This is a genomic window from Rossellomorea marisflavi, assembly GCF_022170785.1.
GTDB lineage: Bacteria > Bacillota > Bacilli > Bacillales > Bacillaceae_B > Rossellomorea > Rossellomorea marisflavi_B.
Genome location: NZ_CP081870.1, coordinates 2,355,760 through 2,373,371, shown reverse-complemented (window position 1 = coordinate 2,373,371; position 17,612 = coordinate 2,355,760). Strand labels below are relative to the sequence as shown.

General features: G+C 46.0%; 19 protein-coding genes. 11 read left to right on the top strand and 8 right to left on the bottom strand.

Features of this window, described 5'->3' with window-relative positions; genetic code table 11:
- Positions 1–300 precede the first annotated feature (300 nt).
- The 7 genes from K6T23_RS12375 (at position 301) to K6T23_RS12345 (ending at position 7,233) form a co-directional block, all read left to right on the top strand.
- Positions 301–1,953 (top strand): AMP-binding protein, encoded by a 1,653-nt coding sequence (locus K6T23_RS12375; RefSeq protein ID WP_238281210.1) that lies wholly within the window; start codon positions 301–303, stop codon positions 1,951–1,953.
- Between the two features lie 116 nt (positions 1,954–2,069).
- Entirely contained in the window at positions 2,070–2,960 is an 891-nt protein-coding gene (locus tag K6T23_RS12370; protein ID WP_238281208.1) for a gamma-glutamylcyclotransferase family protein, read from the top strand.
- A 15-nt stretch (positions 2,961–2,975) separates the two neighbouring features.
- Entirely contained in the window at positions 2,976–3,137 is a 162-nt protein-coding gene (locus tag K6T23_RS12365; RefSeq protein WP_238281206.1) for a hypothetical protein, read from the top strand.
- 60 nt (positions 3,138–3,197) lie between these two features.
- Positions 3,198–3,401, top strand: coding sequence for a DUF6501 family protein (locus K6T23_RS12360; protein WP_048014422.1), 204 nt, complete (start codon positions 3,198–3,200; stop codon positions 3,399–3,401).
- Positions 3,402–3,463: 62 nt separating this feature from the next.
- Positions 3,464–4,357 (top strand): GNAT family N-acetyltransferase, encoded by an 894-nt coding sequence (locus tag K6T23_RS12355; protein ID WP_238281205.1) that lies wholly within the window; start codon positions 3,464–3,466, stop codon positions 4,355–4,357.
- 64 nt (positions 4,358–4,421) lie between these two features.
- Positions 4,422–5,309, top strand: coding sequence for an ATP-binding protein (locus K6T23_RS12350; protein WP_048014424.1), 888 nt, complete (start codon positions 4,422–4,424; stop codon positions 5,307–5,309).
- A 10-nt stretch (positions 5,310–5,319) separates the two neighbouring features.
- Positions 5,320–7,233: a vWA domain-containing protein gene (locus K6T23_RS12345; protein WP_238281204.1), complete on the top strand. Its 1,914-nt coding sequence runs from the start codon at positions 5,320–5,322 to the stop codon at positions 7,231–7,233.
- 111 nt (positions 7,234–7,344) lie between these two features.
- On the opposite strand, the gene K6T23_RS12340 is transcribed toward K6T23_RS12345, so the two are convergent.
- Complete coding sequence (locus tag K6T23_RS12340) at positions 7,345–8,478, bottom strand: toxic anion resistance protein (protein WP_048014426.1); 1,134 nt, start codon at positions 8,476–8,478, stop codon at positions 7,345–7,347.
- 21 nt (positions 8,479–8,499) lie between these two features.
- On the bottom strand, positions 8,500–9,129 hold the full coding sequence (locus K6T23_RS12335) for a 5-bromo-4-chloroindolyl phosphate hydrolysis family protein (protein WP_238281203.1): 630 nt from the start codon (positions 9,127–9,129) through the stop codon (positions 8,500–8,502).
- Between the two features lie 250 nt (positions 9,130–9,379).
- On the opposite strand from K6T23_RS12335, the gene K6T23_RS12330 reads away from it, so the two are divergent.
- A complete protein-coding gene (locus K6T23_RS12330; protein ID WP_148984337.1) occupies positions 9,380–10,561 on the top strand; it encodes a D-alanyl-D-alanine carboxypeptidase family protein in 1,182 nt (393 codons plus the stop codon).
- Positions 10,562–10,851: 290 nt separating this feature from the next.
- On the opposite strand, the gene yidC is transcribed toward K6T23_RS12330, so the two are convergent.
- The 3 genes from yidC to K6T23_RS12315 all read right to left on the bottom strand — a co-directional run bounded on the left by yidC (position 10,852) and on the right by K6T23_RS12315 (position 12,543).
- Complete coding sequence (gene yidC / locus K6T23_RS12325; protein ID WP_079516186.1) at positions 10,852–11,622, bottom strand: membrane protein insertase YidC; 771 nt, start codon at positions 11,620–11,622, stop codon at positions 10,852–10,854.
- Between the two features lie 30 nt (positions 11,623–11,652).
- Positions 11,653–11,937, bottom strand: a complete 285-nt coding sequence (locus tag K6T23_RS12320) for a hypothetical protein (protein ID WP_148984335.1) — start codon at positions 11,935–11,937, stop codon at positions 11,653–11,655.
- A 153-nt stretch (positions 11,938–12,090) separates the two neighbouring features.
- A complete protein-coding gene (locus K6T23_RS12315) occupies positions 12,091–12,543 on the bottom strand; it encodes a cupredoxin domain-containing protein (RefSeq protein ID WP_238281202.1) in 453 nt (150 codons plus the stop codon).
- Between the two features lie 136 nt (positions 12,544–12,679).
- Between K6T23_RS12315 and K6T23_RS12310 the strand changes: the two genes are divergently transcribed.
- Positions 12,680–13,033 (top strand): DUF1033 family protein, encoded by a 354-nt coding sequence (locus tag K6T23_RS12310; RefSeq protein ID WP_187442961.1) that lies wholly within the window; start codon positions 12,680–12,682, stop codon positions 13,031–13,033.
- A 22-nt stretch (positions 13,034–13,055) separates the two neighbouring features.
- Here K6T23_RS12310 and K6T23_RS12305 read toward each other — a convergent pair whose 3' ends face one another.
- The 3 genes from K6T23_RS12305 to K6T23_RS12295 are packed head-to-tail and all read right to left on the bottom strand — an operon-like array spanning position 13,056 to position 16,803.
- On the bottom strand, positions 13,056–14,189 hold the full coding sequence (locus tag K6T23_RS12305) for a Ger(x)C family spore germination protein (RefSeq protein ID WP_056536181.1): 1,134 nt from the start codon (positions 14,187–14,189) through the stop codon (positions 13,056–13,058).
- Positions 14,186–15,295: a GerAB/ArcD/ProY family transporter gene (locus tag K6T23_RS12300; protein ID WP_238281201.1), complete on the bottom strand. Its 1,110-nt coding sequence runs from the start codon at positions 15,293–15,295 to the stop codon at positions 14,186–14,188. Before K6T23_RS12300 ends, K6T23_RS12305 begins: the two co-directional genes overlap by 4 nt.
- A gap of 35 nt (positions 15,296–15,330) precedes the next feature.
- A complete protein-coding gene (locus K6T23_RS12295) occupies positions 15,331–16,803 on the bottom strand; it encodes a spore germination protein (protein WP_238281200.1) in 1,473 nt (490 codons plus the stop codon).
- Between the two features lie 291 nt (positions 16,804–17,094).
- On the opposite strand from K6T23_RS12295, the gene K6T23_RS12290 reads away from it, so the two are divergent.
- Complete coding sequence (locus K6T23_RS12290; RefSeq protein WP_048003775.1) at positions 17,095–17,310, top strand: cold-inducible protein YdjO-related protein; 216 nt, start codon at positions 17,095–17,097, stop codon at positions 17,308–17,310.
- Between the two features lie 111 nt (positions 17,311–17,421).
- Complete coding sequence (locus K6T23_RS22195; protein WP_273546577.1) at positions 17,422–17,550, top strand: hypothetical protein; 129 nt, start codon at positions 17,422–17,424, stop codon at positions 17,548–17,550.
- Positions 17,551–17,612 lie beyond the last annotated feature (62 nt).

Genomic DNA, 17,612 nt, shown 5'->3' with positions numbered 1-17,612 from the left:
GCAACCTCCCAGGAAATGTTTAAAATATAGAATGTTCTATATTTTCTATTTATTCTACATACATTCACTTCTTTTGAAAAGGGGTTTTTTGAAAATACAACTTAAGTCGGGTTTTGACTTGAATTGTTGAAACGTGTTTAGAAGGGTTGAATCATGGGTAAGGGCGGAGCCTGGGAGCCAGCAGTTAGACATATAAACATTTCCTGAAAAAGTTGCGATTATACCTTTTTTTATTTGAAAATTCTAATTTTTATGATAATATTACTCACGTAAGAGCTGTATTTACATATTTGGGAGGGGTTGTATGTGGCGGTTTTAACAAAAACAATCGGGACGCTTCTTGAAGAAAAAGCGGCGCTTTTCCCCGATCGGGATGCGGTGGTGTATGCAGATCGAGGGTTGAGATGGACGTACTCCCGCTTTGATGATCTTTGCCGTCAAGCAGCAAAAGGATTCATGAAGCTTGGCATCAACAAAGGAGATCATATGGCCATCTGGGCGACAAACACTCCTGAGTGGCTCATCAGCCAGTTTTCTACAGGGAAAATGGGGGCAGTCCTAGTCACGGTGAACACCAATTATCAGAGGGAAGAATTGAAGTACCTGCTTGAGCAATCGGATAGCGGTTCCATCATATTGATGGAAGGTTACCGAACAACTTCTTATATTGACATGCTCTATGATATCTGTCCGGAGCTTAAGGACGCGATCCCAGGTCAGCTGGAAAGCGCAGCTCTCCCAAAATTGAAGAATGTCATCGTCCTCGGCGATCAGCGTTATCCAGGAACGTATGCCTGGGACGATATCATGAAGCTCGGCGAAGAGGAGGTTGACGAAGAACTGAACGCACGGATGGCCGAGTGCCAACCTGATGATGTGATCAATATGCAATATACATCTGGTACCACGGGATTTCCCAAAGGAGTCATGCTTACGCACTCCAACATTGTGAATAATGGATATAATATCGCAAGGTGCATGGATCTGACTGAAATGGATCGCCTATGTATTCCGGTTCCGTTTTTTCACTGCTTCGGTTGTGTACTTGGAACGATGGCATGTGTTTCCGTAGGGGCAGCCATGGTACCCGTTCAGGAATTCAGTCCGGCAGAAGTCCTCCGCACCGTTGAATCTGAACGTTGTACAGGGCTACACGGGGTTCCGACGATGTTCATCGCTGAATTGAATCTCCCTGAATTCCACGAATATGATCTTTCAACTCTCAGGACCGGTATCATGGCAGGAAGCAATTGTCCCGTGGAAGTGATGAAAGGGGTCATGGAGCGAATGGGTGCTGAAGAAATCACTATCGCTTATGGTCAGACGGAATCTTCCCCGGTCATCACACAGACCCGGACAGATGATCCTTTGAATGTGAAGGTGGAAACGGTCGGGCGGGCCCTACCCGATGTCGAAGTGAAAGTCATCGATCCTGCTACAGGAAAATCACTGGGTCCGGGTCAACAGGGTGAACTGTGCACTCGGGGGTATCATGTCATGAAGGGATATTACAAAAATGAACAGGCGACCTCCCTGGCCATAGATGAGGAAGGGTGGCTCCATACGGGAGATCTGGCCGTCATGGATAAAGAGGGGTATTGCAGGATCACGGGAAGGCTCAAAGATATGATCATCAGGGGCGGTGAGAATATTTATCCAAGGGAAATCGAAGAATTTTTATATTCCCATCCGAAGGTGTTGGACGTACAGGTCACCGGGGTTCCGGATGAAACATTTGGAGAAGAAGTGATTGCATGGGTGATCCTCAAGCCTGGTCTAGTGTGCACATCAGAGGAAATCCGCGATTTTTGCAAAGGGAAGATTTCTCGGTTCAAAGTGCCAAAATTCATAGAGTTCATTGATTCGTATCCCATGACAGCGTCAGGGAAGATTCAGAAATTCCGTTTACGGGAAATGGGTGAAAAGGCGATTTCCCATACCAACAAAATGTAATCGCTTACTTATTTAACGGGTGGACATTGGCTTCTGTTATGGGAATCCAATGTCCTTTTTCTGTGATATGATGGATGAGCAGAGTACAATGAATTTAACCAGTGGAGGGACCATATATGCTTATATTCGTTTATGGGAATTTGAGAAAGCATGAATGCCATCATTCACTTTTACAAAACCCCCGAACCATTTCACTCCAAGCGTACGTGGACGGGGTGCTCATTGAGTCATTAGACGGGCAGCCTGTCATGACCGCTGGGAATGAGAAGGTATACGGTGAATTGTATGAGGTCGATCGTTCCATAATCGACCAGCTTGAAAGAATGAAAGAAGTGATCCCGGCCAAGGCAATACAGACGGAAGCGACGGTAGTCACCGATCACGGAAGCCATGTGGCTACCGTATTTGCTGCAGCATCTGAAGACGCACAAGGTTCAGTGATTCCTTCGGGTGACTGGAAAGTGAAGACTTTCCTCGAAAACAGACCGTCTGAAACCCTGTACTTCGCCTACGGATCCTGCATGGATCAGGAACGTTTCAAAAAAGCAGGGGTCCATATCCACTTTCAGGACTGTCTCGGGGCAGGAATCGTACAAGATTTCCGAATGGACTACTCTTTCGTCGTGGGTGATGGAGGCAGGGGGGATATCACGGAAGTTCCTGGAGAGGTCATGGAAGGCGTGGTCTACCGGGTCAATCAGGAAGCAGTCGATTACCTGTTCGAAAGGGAAGGGGTACTCCCCGGTTGGTATCGGCCTGCGTTTCTTGATGTGACGATCGAAGGAAGGGTGTATAAGGACGTCTTGACATTCATCGTAAAACGGAAATCACCTGAAACCCTGCCGCCTGAACATTATGCCCTTGAAATACTGAGAGGGAGCCACCCTTATGTGAGTGAGGAATATCATCGTAAACTGCAAGATCAGCTCTTGAGACTCGGAATGGATGAAGAACGGATTCGTGCCATGCTTCATCAGGTCCATGCGTTGGACCGGGATCCTGCCTGAGGGCAGGTTATCTATATGAATTTCGTGATGGGTGAGCATCATGATCCTCACCCAGAGCAGTTTCCATTGGTGGTTTCCGTCTATCGAAATCGAATCGAAAATGGTTTGTTTACATCAGCGGCATCGTTTTGTCAGGATGTGAAAAGCGGACGGCAAGGTTTCATCATGGAGTATTGAACTCACATGAAGATAAGACTATACTAGTAACATAGTCAAGCATAGGAAGGGGATTCAACAATGATCCATCATACATGGACCGAAAACGAAACAGGAAGAAAAGTGAAATGCCTACATACAGATGCAGCGAAATATACAGTGGAAAACGTATTGATTCCAGGGAAAGTATACGATTTGAAAAATGAATCCGAAGATTACTACTTCGTCATCGACGAAAGTGGAAAAATGGGTGGATTTTATAAAGAGTACTTTGAAGTACTGTAAGGATCAAAGCTGATGCTTTTCAATTTCTGAAAGCATCAGTTTTTTTATGTGGAGGTGTAGGGATGAGCAGAGTCAAACGGTCAATACAGGCAGATGATCTTTCTGAGGTGATCAGTGTATTCCATGATTATGAACAAACCGTATATGGAAACGTGCAAACAAGTTTGAAGATGATCAGGGACTTAGTAGTCAAAACGGAAAGAGAGGACAAAGTCGGGTTATGGGTCCGTGGTGTGCTGAAGGGGGTATCGTTTCTCACCCATCGGGATCATCGTCTCCCGTCATTGGTGTTGACCGTGAAAGATGAGGGTACAGAAGGCTATATTGAAGAGCTGATCGAATCTCTGATCGAATCGGGAAAGCGCTGGAAATCTGAGGGTATCAATGAGAAAAGCATCGTCATTTCTGCCAATACGCCTGAAGAGCGGATTGCTTTTGAAAAAGCGGGATTTTCCATTCAAAGACACTGGCATCAGATGAGCACTGAACTTACTGAAACAGCTGTACCAGTCAGTCCATACCTCGTCCGTCCATTTATTCCCGGAAACGACGAACGTGCTCTATATGAAGCCTATGAAGAGATATTTGCGGATCATTATGATCATCATCCTTCCACTTGGGAAGAATTCAATCAGCGGTTTTTTATCCCAGAGGACTCAACCGATCGGTGGCTTCTTATGATCGATAAGGAAAAAGTGATCGGATTTGTCCTTTCACGTGCCGATGGTGAAACGAAGGTAGGGGAAATAACCCATTTGGGCATGAAAAGAGAATACCGAAGAATGGGACTGGGACTCCAACTGTTGCGGCAGTCTTTTGACGGGTTACACCGTGCAGGCATGACCCATGCGGCCTTGTTGGTCGACAGTGACAGCCCGACCCATGCGGCACTCCTTTATAAAAAAGCGGGCATGACCATTCAGCGTACCTTCACGAGGTATGATTTGCCACTTTAAAGCATCTTCCTTTTGCAGTGCTTGTTTCATTTCGATACAATAGTTCCATGGATAATCAGAAAGGATGACAACAGTGAACGTAACACAACTACCAGATGAAATTTTCCGCTTGATCGAAGAACGGAAGGAAGCCTACCATCATGAAAAGGACCAATCATTGGTCAGGGAAGGAGGTTATACCTCAAGTGAGGATTTTATTATTGAGGACTGCCTGATCTCACTGACACTGGGAAAGAACCTTCTATTGAAGGGGCCGACCGGATCGGGGAAGACAAAGCTCTCCGATACGCTATCTTCCATGCTCTCCCAACCAATGCACAGCATCAACTGCTCCGTTGACCTTGACGCAGAGGCTCTCCTTGGCTACAAGACAATTGCAGAGAAGGACGGCAAGAGCGTAATTGAATTCATTGAAGGCCCAGTCATCCAGGCGATGAAAAAAGGGCACCTCCTCTATATAGATGAGATCAACATGGCTAAGCCCGAGACACTTCCAATCCTTAACGGAGTCCTCGATTACAGGAGAAGCATAACAAATCCTTTCACAGGTGAAGTCATTAAAGCAGAACCAAGTTTCGGCGTCATTGCTGCCATCAATGAAGGGTATGTCGGGACCGTCCCGATGAATGAAGCCTTGAAAAACCGGTTTGTGGTGGTGGACGTGCCATACATTGAAGGAGATACATTAAAGGCGGTCATAGCTGCTCAAAGCTCCCTTACAGATCCTAAAGTGGTGGACCGGTTCGTCCAGCTCGCTTCAGACTTGATGGTGCAAGTGAGGAACGGACAGGTCTCAGAAGAAGCGGCTTCCATACGTGCCCTCCTTGACGCGTGTGACCTGGCGGTGCATCTGCCGGCAAAGCGGGCCATCCGACGGGGGATCATAGATAAATTGGAAGATGAAAGGGAAAAAGCGGCAATCGAAAACATTGCCGATACACTATTCGAATGAGGGGTTAATCATGCATCGATTTATACAATTCAATGATGAGCGCATCGATTCCTTTCTGTTCATGGAGATGGCCGACCTGGCGAAAACCCTCTCAAAGAATGCTGAAATGTCCTTGAAATATGGTCCGTTTTCCTATCTCGATCCGAAAAATGAAGTCGTCTATGTCAGTCATTTCTGGGATCACCGGGATAAAAGGGACGAGACATATGGATTGAAAAGTGATGTGTATCTTCGAACGATCGGGAATCTTGAACACACAGAAATGAAAACGGTGGAACGATATCTACGAGCAATCGACCGGTCACCTGTGAAGCGTTTTGCCAAACAGCTCTTTGTGATCGGGGAAGAAGTAAGACTCGAGGAAATCTGCAAATCGGATCGACCTGGTACGAAGGCATCATTCAGTGTGAGGAGAAGGATCTATCGGCAATATTTTGATGCGCAGCTAAAAGTGAATTTGACGAAAAGCGTATTTACAGATGCTTTATTCAACCAACTGTTTTTGCTCCTTCATGCACAATCACCCCTGGAGGAAGCGGCGGCTATTTCGGATGAGATTGATCTCATGATGCCCTTCCTAGAGCGGCAGCTAGCCCTTTTATACGAAACGAAATCCACCTCCGACGTTGTAAAGGTATGCTTGGAGATGGTGGAGGTATGTGAAGACGTATTGAAGAAGGACATGCTGAATGAATACTTTCATCTCCCGGAAGATGTATATGATGATGAGGCGGACCAGACGTTTGATGATCTGAAACGCCGGGATCCCCTTGCGAACGATGATGTTCTTGAGGAGGAGAGTACAGGGGAAGAGGAGATCATGGAAGAGGAGTTCCGCACCTGGCATCGGGAGTCCGAAGAGAAAGGGGAATCATTCCTGCAATTCGATTTGGATCAGGGAAGTTCCTCCGATCTCATGGGAGAAGGTGTCCGGGAAGGAGAAGACGGTGACCAGGCCATGGCCATGGTACAGGGAACATCCAAACAAACCGACCGTGAGATCTACGAGACTCCTAAAGCGGTCGATCAAGAGCATGAAGAGCGTGGCATGGGAGATCACCCGTATGGAAAGGAAAATCGTTATGCAGAAGCGGTCTTTCTTGCTCCAGATGTACCATCTTCAGAAGACAAGGCAGCCTACGGTGTGAATAAGGCGGCAGTATTCACCTACAAGAAAAAGCTCCAGAAGATGATCGAAAAGACCCTTGAGCATAAAAGGATCCAGCCAAGAACTGATCTCCACTTCGGCAGGTTGAATAAAAAACTACTGAGACTTCTTACAGATGATGTGCCCAGATTGTTCTACAAAAAACATGATCCTTCCGCAGAGCTGGACGCCGTATTCTCCCTGTTGGTGGATTGTTCGGGATCTATGTTTGATAAAATGGAGGAGACAAAGCTTGGAATCACATTATTCCACGAATCCTTGAAAGGGGTCAGGGTACCTCACGAAGTGGTAGGGTTCTGGGAAGATACCAATACCGCTACTTCCCATTCTCAGCCCAACTATCTTAAACCGGTCCTGGAATTCCAGTCATCCCTGAAGTCGTCCAGTGGTCCGGAAATCATGCAGCTTCATCCTGAAGAGGACAATAGGGACGGATTCGCCATCAGATTGATGACAGATCGCATCCTTCAAAGAGGAGAGAAGCAAAAGTTCCTTTTGGTCTTCTCGGACGGAGAGCCGGCTGCCATGGATTACGAGCAAAATGGCATTGTCGATACCCATGAGGCCGTTCTTGATGCGCGCAAAAAAGGAATCGAAGTCATCAATGTATTCCTTGCCAACGGAGAGATTGACGAAGGTCAACGGAAAACGATTCAGAACATATATGGGAACTACAGTATCCTGGTGTCGGATGTATCAGAGCTTCCTGATGTGCTTTTCCCACTTTTGAGGAAGCTGTTGATCAGTAGCATTTAACCGTGTGTCTGGGTTAAGGTGACGATTTTAAGAGGTCGGACGCACCGTAAACAGAAATATACCATATGAAAAAACCGAGTGACCCAATGATCACTCGGTTTTTTTGCTTGATTATTTTCTGATTTCGATGAGTTTTTGCTTAAGTTCCTGCTCCATCGTCACCATTTCCTGTTCGGCCTGCTGGCGCTTTTGTCGCCCCTCTGCCTGTATGGCCAAGGTCTCTTCGATTGTAGTGATAAGATTTTCCTGCGTTTTCTTCAACGTCTCGATATCGATGATGCCACGCTCATTTTCTTTTGCTGTTTCGATGCTGTTGACTTTCAACATCTCGGAGTTTTTCAGAAGGAGATCATTGGTCGTCTGTGATACCTGCTTCTGAGCTGTGACGGCTTTTTGCTGATTCAGTAGGGTAAGTGCGATGGCAATCTGATTCTTCCATAGCGGGATGGCCGTGAGGACCGATGCCTGGATTTTCTCAGCAAGTGCCTGATTGGTGTTCTGGATAAGGCGGATCTGAGGTGCGGATTGAATCGTCATTTGCCGGCTCAGCTTAAGGTCGTGGATCCGCTTTTCCAATCGGTCAAGAAACTGGGTGGTGTCATTGACTTCCTGGTATAAGAGCTCGTCGCCGCTTTCTTCTGCCTTTTTCCTGAGTGTTGGAAGGAGGGTCCCTTGAATCTCATCCCGTTTAAATTCGGCCGCTGCAATATACATATTGAGGGCGTGGAAGTAGTCTTTATTTTTTTCATACAGAGTCTCAAGAAGTCGATTGTCGTCCATCAGGGTCTTTTTAGAATGCTCGAGTCTGACCGAGATCCTGTCGATCTGTGATCCGATCTTCTGATACTTGGAAAGGACTTCCTGAATGGATGATGAGACTTTACGGAACAACCGTTTGAAGACTCCTTTTTGTTTTGAATTCAATTCATCGGGGTTCATGAGCTCCAGTTTCTTCATGAGGTCCCCGAGCACGTCTCCGATCGGTCCGATATCCCGTTTTTGAACGTGATCAAGCATGGAGTTCGAAAAATTGGAGAGCTGGGATTGGGCGGCCGTCCCGTACTTCAGGATGGCCTCATAATCTTTGTAATCGATTTGTTCTGCGAGCTGCTTGGCCTTTTGCTGCTGCTCTTCTGGCAGGCGCTCCATGAGGCCGTTGGCCTTCTGAGGCTGCGTGGAGAGACCCTCATCGAAGGGGTTTGATAATAGCTGATCAAGTTCCGAGTATTCTTTACGTTGTTCCATGGGGGATTCCTCCAGTCGTCATCATTTTATCGTTTTTTGTTCTTCCAATCTTTTTTTTGCAAAATCCAACTCAAAGTGAAGGGTGTCCATATCATCAGCGAGGACCTTGCGCAGATCCTGCTCCAATGAAAGGGAGAGTTCATCGAGTGTCGTCTTCGTCTGTTGAAGGGATCTGAATGCCTCCTTGTCTTTCCCGGGTTGGGACGCAAGAAACGTATACTTTTCAGTGATTTCAACAACGGAATCAAGGTGATAGTAGAAGAACGACTCTGCCTTGAAGAACCGCCGGGGCTCCCGTTTGGCAAGCTGGTAGATCCTCTTGCTCAATCGATTCAACTCAAGGATCTGCCTGAAGGCCCCAAGTGATCTGACCTTGAGCTGCTGCCTTTGCAATCTGTTTATTTTAATTTTAGCTTCTTTTAGGTTCCTGGTGATGAAGAGATATTCCCTGCGGGTGATGCCGTTCTTCTTAAGCCACAGTTGCTTCTGGATCTGCTTCGTGGTGTAGAAGGCGAGAAAGCTGGTGCCGACGGCTGCAGGGACGGATATGAAAAACCCCAGGTCGAATGCCAGTAGATAGGTGAAGAATCCGGCTGCTCCCGCACTCCACCCGATTCCTGATCTCGTCAAGACTTGTAGAAATGTATTCATCTCATCTACCCCTTAAAAAATATGCTGACTTTCTATACGTTCCGGTGATAAAAAAGGTTTCATCTGCTCCCTCTATTGTAGAACAATCACAGTCAAATTGGAAATCCGTACTCCATGCGTATGCAAAATATGTCATTATCTGACAGGATTCTTTCAATTTCTTAACAAATCAATAGAGATAGTGTTTAAGCCCTTCTATTATTTGATAGAATGATTGAGGTGTAAACATTGAAATGACAGGTGAGTGGACATGATGAAACGAATCGCAGCAGCCGCTTTATTCTTCGGCTTATGTTCTGCAACAACAGCTTCTGCCGAAGAGGCACCCGCAAAAAAACCTACAAATGTCTACAGCGAAACCGCTGTAGTATTAGATACGAATACAGACAGCCTTCTTTATTCCAAAGATGCCGAGAAGAAAATGTACCCGGCAAGCATCACCAAAATCGCTACAGCCATTTATGCAATCGAGCATAGTGCCCTTGATGAAGAGGTGACCATCAGCCGAAAGGCAGCCAGCACCGATGGATCGACCGTATACCTCGAAGAAGGGGAAAAGATGAGCATGGAACAGCTTCTCGAAGGCCTGCTTATCAATTCAGGGAATGATGCCGCAGTGGCCATTGCAGAGCAGGTAGCTGGATCTGAGGATGAATTTGTGGATAAACTGAATACGTTCTTGAAAGAAAAGGCAGGAGTGGAACATACCCACTTTACAAACGCCCATGGATTATTCGATAAAAATCACTATACGACGGCCAAAGATATGGCGGAAATCACACGGTACGCCATGCAAAACGATACATTCAAAAAGCTCTTTGGCATCCAATCCATGGATTGGTCATCAGAAAGCTGGGATACCACCTTGTACAATGCCCATAAAATGGTGAAGGGGGAGCTTCCTTACCCTGAGGTGACCGGTGGGAAGAACGGATTTGTTGATGAATCCAGGCATACGCTCGTAACAACGGCTGAAAAAGATGACGTTTCTCTTGTCGTCGTGACGATGAAGGCTCAATCTAAACCGGCCATATACGATGATACGAAGAAGCTTCTCGATTACGGACTGGATAGATTCACTTCGGAGTACATCCCGAAGGATACCGTGTTCACATTCGATGGGAAGCGTTTCAGGCTTCCGAGTGACTTTCATTATACCCAACCAATCAATGGCCATATCAGCGAGAAAATGAGCGCGGACGGGCTTCTGACATTGTTTAACAGAGACGGGGACGAAATCACATCCACTAAATTGGAACGGATTGACGCCTCCTCAAATCTTCAACAGGATCATGCCCTTGCAACCAATGGGCCGGGAACCGTTCACAATAGTTCCACTGAAAAAGGATATATCATGCTGCCATTTTATCTTTATCTCATCATCATGGTCATTGCAGGTACAACCTTTATGAGGAGAAGAAATGCTCAATAGTCCATCCTAAAGAGGATTGGGAAATACTAGTAGGGTTCATGGCGAACAATATCAGTATAGGTTCTTTCAGTCACTCGGAATTTCCGTGGAAGGTTTCGCTTTTCTCGGAAAGCCTGCGGGGTAATACATCTGCTACTCTTGCCGGAGGATTCTTCGTCTTGCACTCCGATCAATCGCTAGAAACAATTTAAATGCTCATGAAACAAATTAAAAACCCGGAATCATTTTCCTTATATTAGGAAAGTGATTCCGGGTTTTGCTATGACGAAGAAGCTTTTTCAGACTCATTATTATTTTGCAGGTTTCGCTTCTTTCTCAACGGCCTTTGGTGCGTAAAGCTTTTTCCCGATAAGCGTCTGGACGATCAGGAAGGCTCCTCCTGCAGCCCAGTAGAGGGGAAGGGCCGATGGTGCATTCAATGAGAAGATGAAGATCATGACAGGTGAGAGAAGACCAAGGATCTTCATCTGCTTCTGCTGCTCAGGAGTCATGCCGATCAGGGTCACCCTCGACTGAATGAGGTAGACAATTCCGGCGATGACGGCCATGGCGATATTCGGCTCTCCGAGATTGAACCATAGAAATGAATGATCGGCAATTTCTGTAGAAGAGCGAATGGCATAATACAGACCGATTAGGATCGGTGTCTGGATAATTAAAGGGAGGCAGCCCATGTTCAGTGGATTGACACCGTGCTTTTGATATAGCTGCATCATTTCCTGCTGCAGTTTCTGCTGCTCTTCCTTATTTTTCGTTTCTTTGATCTTTTTTTGGATAGCCGTCATTTCAGGCTTCATCACGTCCATCTTCACTTTCATTTCCTGCTGATTTTTATAGGTGCGCAGCATAAATGGAAGCAAAATCAAACGAATAAGAATCGTGATCACGATAAGAGCAAGTCCAAAGTTTCCACCTAGGAATGTGCCGATTTCGTGAATCAGGTAGGCAAATGGATTGACGAAATAATCATGGAAGAATGCCCCGTCAGTCGTAGCGCTCTGACATCCCCCGAGTGTGATGGCGGTTATAAGTACAAGTAATGATATCGTTAATTTCTTCAATGATGTGTTCCTCCTTGAGTAATTGGATTGTTAAATACTTAGACAATCCATGGAGGACGGTTCATCACTTTCTGCATGATAAAAGAGGAATTTCATCATTTTGATCAATCTGGTGCCGACCGTATCATTCTGGTCTGTCTGTACCTCCGCGACCCGTTGTACCCCATCGATCCGTTTATAGGGTGAGTGGGAATAAAGCTTGAACGGAGAAGGAAATTGATTCAGGAACAGGATCAGGATGAATAACAGCAGGATGCTGAAGTGGATCGGGCTCAGATAAAAATCGATGAACTCCTGCATAAAAAGAATAGACAATGGAGGTTGGCTCCTTTATTAAGAGGTCATACAAGTTAGAGTATACTTCTTCTGCAGGGAAAAATCCATGATTATCTATTGGAACTTGTCAGCCATTCCCCTTTAAAGGACCGCCTCCACTCATTCACCAAGGCACCCACGGAGAAATCCTCTTCATTGAACGACAATGTAAGCAATCATGGGGCCGTTCTGCTCCATTGTTTCATGCAGGTCGCATACGAGTTTATAGGTCCCGGGATCGGCAAATGTATAGTGTACCACTGTTTCTTCCCCTTTTTTAACCACTCCGGTCACATTCGTTCCCTCAATATGAAAGGGGTGCTCATGCCCGTTCACTCCGAGGATCCGTAGTTCAACTTCTTTTCCGCTTTCAACGACGATCGTCCCGGGGTCCCATCGGTAAGCTTCGATCTTTTTTCCACCGGGCAGTTCTGAGGAGAATTCTCCAGTTACCAGTTGAAATACTTGGGCTTTGCCACCTGGGAGGGAAACGGTCGGATAGTCATCCCGATTCGAGAAATACCATAAACTGGCTGTAACCAAGATCACCACCATCAGCAACCCCGTGATCAGGAATCTTCTTTTGGAAATGGAATAAAATTTCATACGTTCACCCCTGTAGTGTTCTTGTCCTATAACTATGCATCGCAGGACAAGAACTTGTCTCCGGCCAGGGGATAGAATTGAAATGTTTTGCATTTCCCTTATTTTTTTGTACAATTTGGGGAGAAGGAGTGGGAATATGGAATCAAAATGGAAAGTGATCAAAACGAAAAGCGATGCTGAACCATGGTGGTTCTTCGAAAATTGGGAACGGGATATCGTGGAAGAATGGTCCTTCGACAATGACGTCGAGGCCATTGAAAAATATAAGGAACAGATCCACCATCACCGATCCCACTATCCGAATATGAAAGCCAAACATATTCATTCAATCGCCTTTTGGAATCCGGAAGAAATTGAATTCTGCGAGGCCTGTGATGATGATCTTCAGCTATTCATCGGTCTGATCCTGTTCAAAGACGGGAAGCCTGCGGAACATCTGCCATCCAATGAACTGACCGAGGATCTCCGTGACTATATAACGAATCGATAAGGGCCGCCCAGTGTCGGCCCTTTTAATTGATCACTCCGGTGCGGACGATTTCATTTTCGACTGTGACATGGAACGTCGCTTTTTGGTAGAGGTCCGTCCATTGTTTGCGGGTCAAATCCTGATGCCCCCTCACGCTCATATACTTCATCCCGAAACCAACAGGGTCCGTGTGGTTCTCCTGCAGAAACGTAAGGACATCTTCGATGGACTCTTCCATCTTTTTATCAATACTCCTTTCAAGCAGTTTGATGACTTTCGGGTTTCCGAGATGAAGCTCCTCTGACATTTCCAATAAGCGTGATTTGACCTTGAGGGTGATGTGGAAATCCGGCTGATCCCGGTCGGGTAACCGGATCTTGAAAGAAGACCGTATGCTATCCAAGGTGATGAATAGATCTTCCTCTGTCCGATCTTCACGGTCCCATTTGGATAGATGTTCCTTGAAAGCTTCCAAAGGAACCCCCAACTCTACGCTACCTACTTCATTATTCTCAATAAGAGAGCGTACATAGAAAAATTTCTCCTTGCCGACGCTTTGCACATAGCGATCTTCATCAAATAGCGCAAATCCCTCCACCCCCATATCTCCATTCGTGATCGACAGCATAGGCAGGATAGCATCCTTGCCGACGCTTCCGTAGTCTGTAACGAATTCTTGCAGAGTCGGAGCGATGATCGCATCCCCGTCTACATTCTGCTGGATGAGATTATAAAGATACGTCCCTGTATTGGAAGGTTCTTCTTTCAGGGGGAACGTTAATATTTCTTCAGCAGTCGATTCCGCAACCGCCAGATACACCATATTGCCAATGGAGGAATCCCTCTCGAGTGTATCCACAAGGTGAGCGATGCCTTCTTCCGCGATGTCCTTCCCGTAGACCGCGACCCTGAGCTGTCCAGATACGAGTTTATGATCCGTATCCAGGTTTTGAGAGAGCCTGATTCCCTTGGAGGTCCGAGCAGTCGTGGTCAGTGTCTTCTCTACTTCATCCATTGATGGGTTGAATTGATAAAGAACAGTGGTGCCTTTGAGTTTATCATCTTCTGCTTTGTCGTAACCGACTGCGGTGATGAGTCCCAATTTTTCAAGGTATTTGGTTTCTAAGCATCCTGTAAGCAAGAGCATGCTTGAGAAAAGAATACAAAGTATTTTCAAGAGTCACTCCTCCTCTTCATCAGTTTAGTCCTGAACTTTACCAGGATGAAAAGGATGAAAGGGTAGATGAATGAAAGAATGAAACTTCCCGTAGCGATCCTGTCTGTAATCGTGTTAATAAGGGTCCTATTCTCGAGGAAGATGGACACACTCCAGATCATAATGGAAAAGATCAGGATTGTCTTCTTATGAGAAAGATTAAAAGTCCGTTTCATACCTCTTACCGCACTCCAAAAGTAAACGCATATATTTGGAAGGATGATGAGCATCCAAAAGGACACGGCGATGAATTCAAAGCGCTCCAAGTTCGGAATCCTGAGGATTTTGAACATGGAAAGGACGGGCCAAATTGTTTTCATCAGTGTCTCATGAGAGAAGAAGCCGATCGAAACGACGGTTAGTACCGTGAATAGGACCGTGGTATAACCTGAACCAATCAAGGCATATTTCAAGACTTTCTGCTTCTCCTTGATATAAGGATAATAGACAAAAAGGAGCTCGAAACCAACCATGGAAAAGCTGCTTTTATAAATACCTTTCATCAGTTCATCCGGGGAAGCCGTCATGATAGGGAGCAAATGATTGATGCTCATGAATTTAATGGGGGTGTAGATCATAAACACGAGCCAAAAGGCGAATATGAATCCGAGGAAGCAAATCCCCGCTACAACCCTGAAGCCTCCGCTCACGCCATAGGCCAATAAGATAAGGAGGAGGCCCATCACTAGCCACGGCTGGATCTTTGGGAAGATCCATGCTTGGACCATTTCAATGTAATTCATCATGATGATGAAGGTTACACAGAGAAGGTAGACGATATAAATGCAATTGAAAAGGACACTCAGCCATTTTCCATAGACATCCTTATGGATCCCATAAAGATCAGCCGAGTCATACGAATTCAGGATGGCGACCATGACGAACAACACCAGGCTGATAGTAAGACCCGATAGGAAAACACAAATCCAAGCATCCCTGTTTGCCTCCATGAAGACGACCCGGGGGAGGCCAGCAATACCTACGCCGGTCTGAGCTGTATGGATGATGAACATGACCAAAAATGCATTGATCATTGATTTCGGCTGGGGATTCAGATTGACTGTCATGATGACCTTCCTTTCCCTCTATTCAAGTACTGCGTTTATTTTTTATGTTTGATTTTCTCTTCCGGAATCCGTCCTGTGTCACTGGGGTGATTGGTTACCGGTCGTTTGGATAGGAACTGATAGGGGAGACGGAAGAGACTGTACTTCAGATCCTGGTACCTGAACGGATAAGCCGGTGATAAATAAGGTCGTCCCAGTGTGGTAAGCCTTAATAAGTGGATGAGTAGGAAGCAAAAACAAAACATCATCCCCAGCCCTCCGTATAGACCAGCCATGACGATCAGTGGGAACCGGATCACCCTGACAGCCGTCCCGATGGCATAGCTCGGAGCGGTAAAAGAACCCAAGGCGCTGATGGCGATGATGATAATCAGGATATTGCTTGTAAATCCCGCTTCAACAGAAGCCTGCCCGATCACGATCCCTCCGACGATACCCATCGTCTGCCCCACTTTGGTCGGTAATCTTGCTCCTGCTTCCCTTAGTAACTCAATGATGAATTCCAATAGAAGCGCTTCGAAGACGGGAGGGAAGGGGACGTTCGAGCGCGATTGGCCGAGCGAGACAAGCAGGGCGGATGGAATCACCTCGTAATGATACGTAATGACGGCCACGTAAGCAGGGGTAAGCAGGATCGAGAAAAAGATGGCTATGAAACGGACAATGCGGAGGAATGTCCCCATGTTCCAACGTAGATAGATATCTTCCGTGGATTCAAAAAAACTTAGAAAAGTGGAAGGGCCGATGATGACCGTCGGACTCCTGTCCACCAGGACACCTACCTTACCATGCAGAAGTGAAACACTCACCCGGTCAGGGAGTTCTGTTGTGAGGAACTGTGGGAAAAACGTATAAGAATTATCCTCTATCATCTGAGTCAGAACCGTTGAGTCCAAAATGCTGTCCACTTCAATATCACGGATGCGCTGACGGAAGGTATTAACATTCTCTTCATCGGCAAGGTCCTTGATATAGACCATCTGCACCTTGCGTTTCAGCCGGTCGCCAACTTCGAAGGTTTCCACGCATAAGTTGGGGTCATTTACATTGGCCCGGACCAAATTGAGATTTTTCGATATCGACTCGGTAAACGATATCTTTGGACCGAAAACGAGTGATTCGGTTTCAGCCTTTTCCAGACTCCTTGTACCCGGATCACTGATATCTGCTATTGTTGCGTATTGTGATTCTTCTTGAAAGACGATGGCCGCACCGTTGAGAAGCTGACTGATTGCGTCTTCAACGGATTCTGTGGTGGAAAGCCCACCGATGGAAATCACGTTATGGACTTCTTCGTCTGACAAAGGGTCAGGCCAGTCTTCAAGTGGCCTCAGTATGTGACTATGTAGAGCCTCTGAATCGATAAGGTCTTCCAAATACGCGATGGTGAAAGCTTGGGAGCTCTTTACAACCTGCCTTAACACGAGATCGCTGCTGGTTTGTATTCGCCCATTCAAAGCGTCTGAAAGGACGCTGCCGAAAGGTTTCTGTTGTTTACTCCTGATCATGATCTACATCACCCTGACAACACTCATTTACCCTTTAGCCTGCCCGGAGATCGGCATATTACCCTGGATAGCATCATAAAATGAGGGAGGAGATCTTGCATATTTTCCTTGGGTTTCATCCATACTAGGGGGGAGAAGCAGTGTTCACTATATTTAAAAGTAAAAGTATGGTACAATAGAAGTGAACCTAGAGCATATATTCATCAACCCTTACCATCTACAGCAGTTTTATTTTTTCCATGTTAGAAAGCTTAGCGGGAAAATCCTACTTATCTTAAAGGAGGACATTCAATGGCTTTTGGTCGTAGAAATCAAGTTGAGGAAGAAATTAAAACGGAAGAAACAAAAATTTGGGCTTGTTCCGCTGAAGATTGTAAAGGCTGGATGAGAGATAATTTTAAAAGCGAAGACACACCTAAGTGTCCATTATGTAAAGAAGACATGGTACAGTCAACCAAGGTTTTGCAGGTTGTGGATAATCCCCACCCTACCTTGAAGACTTCCTGATCGGAACCGACAAATGTCGGTTCTTTTTTCTTTTTGCCCGCCCAAATGCTAAACGCTTTTCCGGGTAGGTGAATACACTGTAATGTATTCTGACTTCAAGGAGGGAGCACGGTGGCTGTGAAAAAAGAGAATGAGACAAAAAAGCCTGAAGAAACGCGTAGTACCGTATGGGAGCAATTCTGGAAAGGGACGGCACCGAACGAAGATAAAAAGGATTCCAAAGAAATCAAGTGGTTTTGAATGAGAGGCGGTATCACGGAAATCCGTGACCGCCTTGTTCATTTTTACTGTGGACTGTTTAT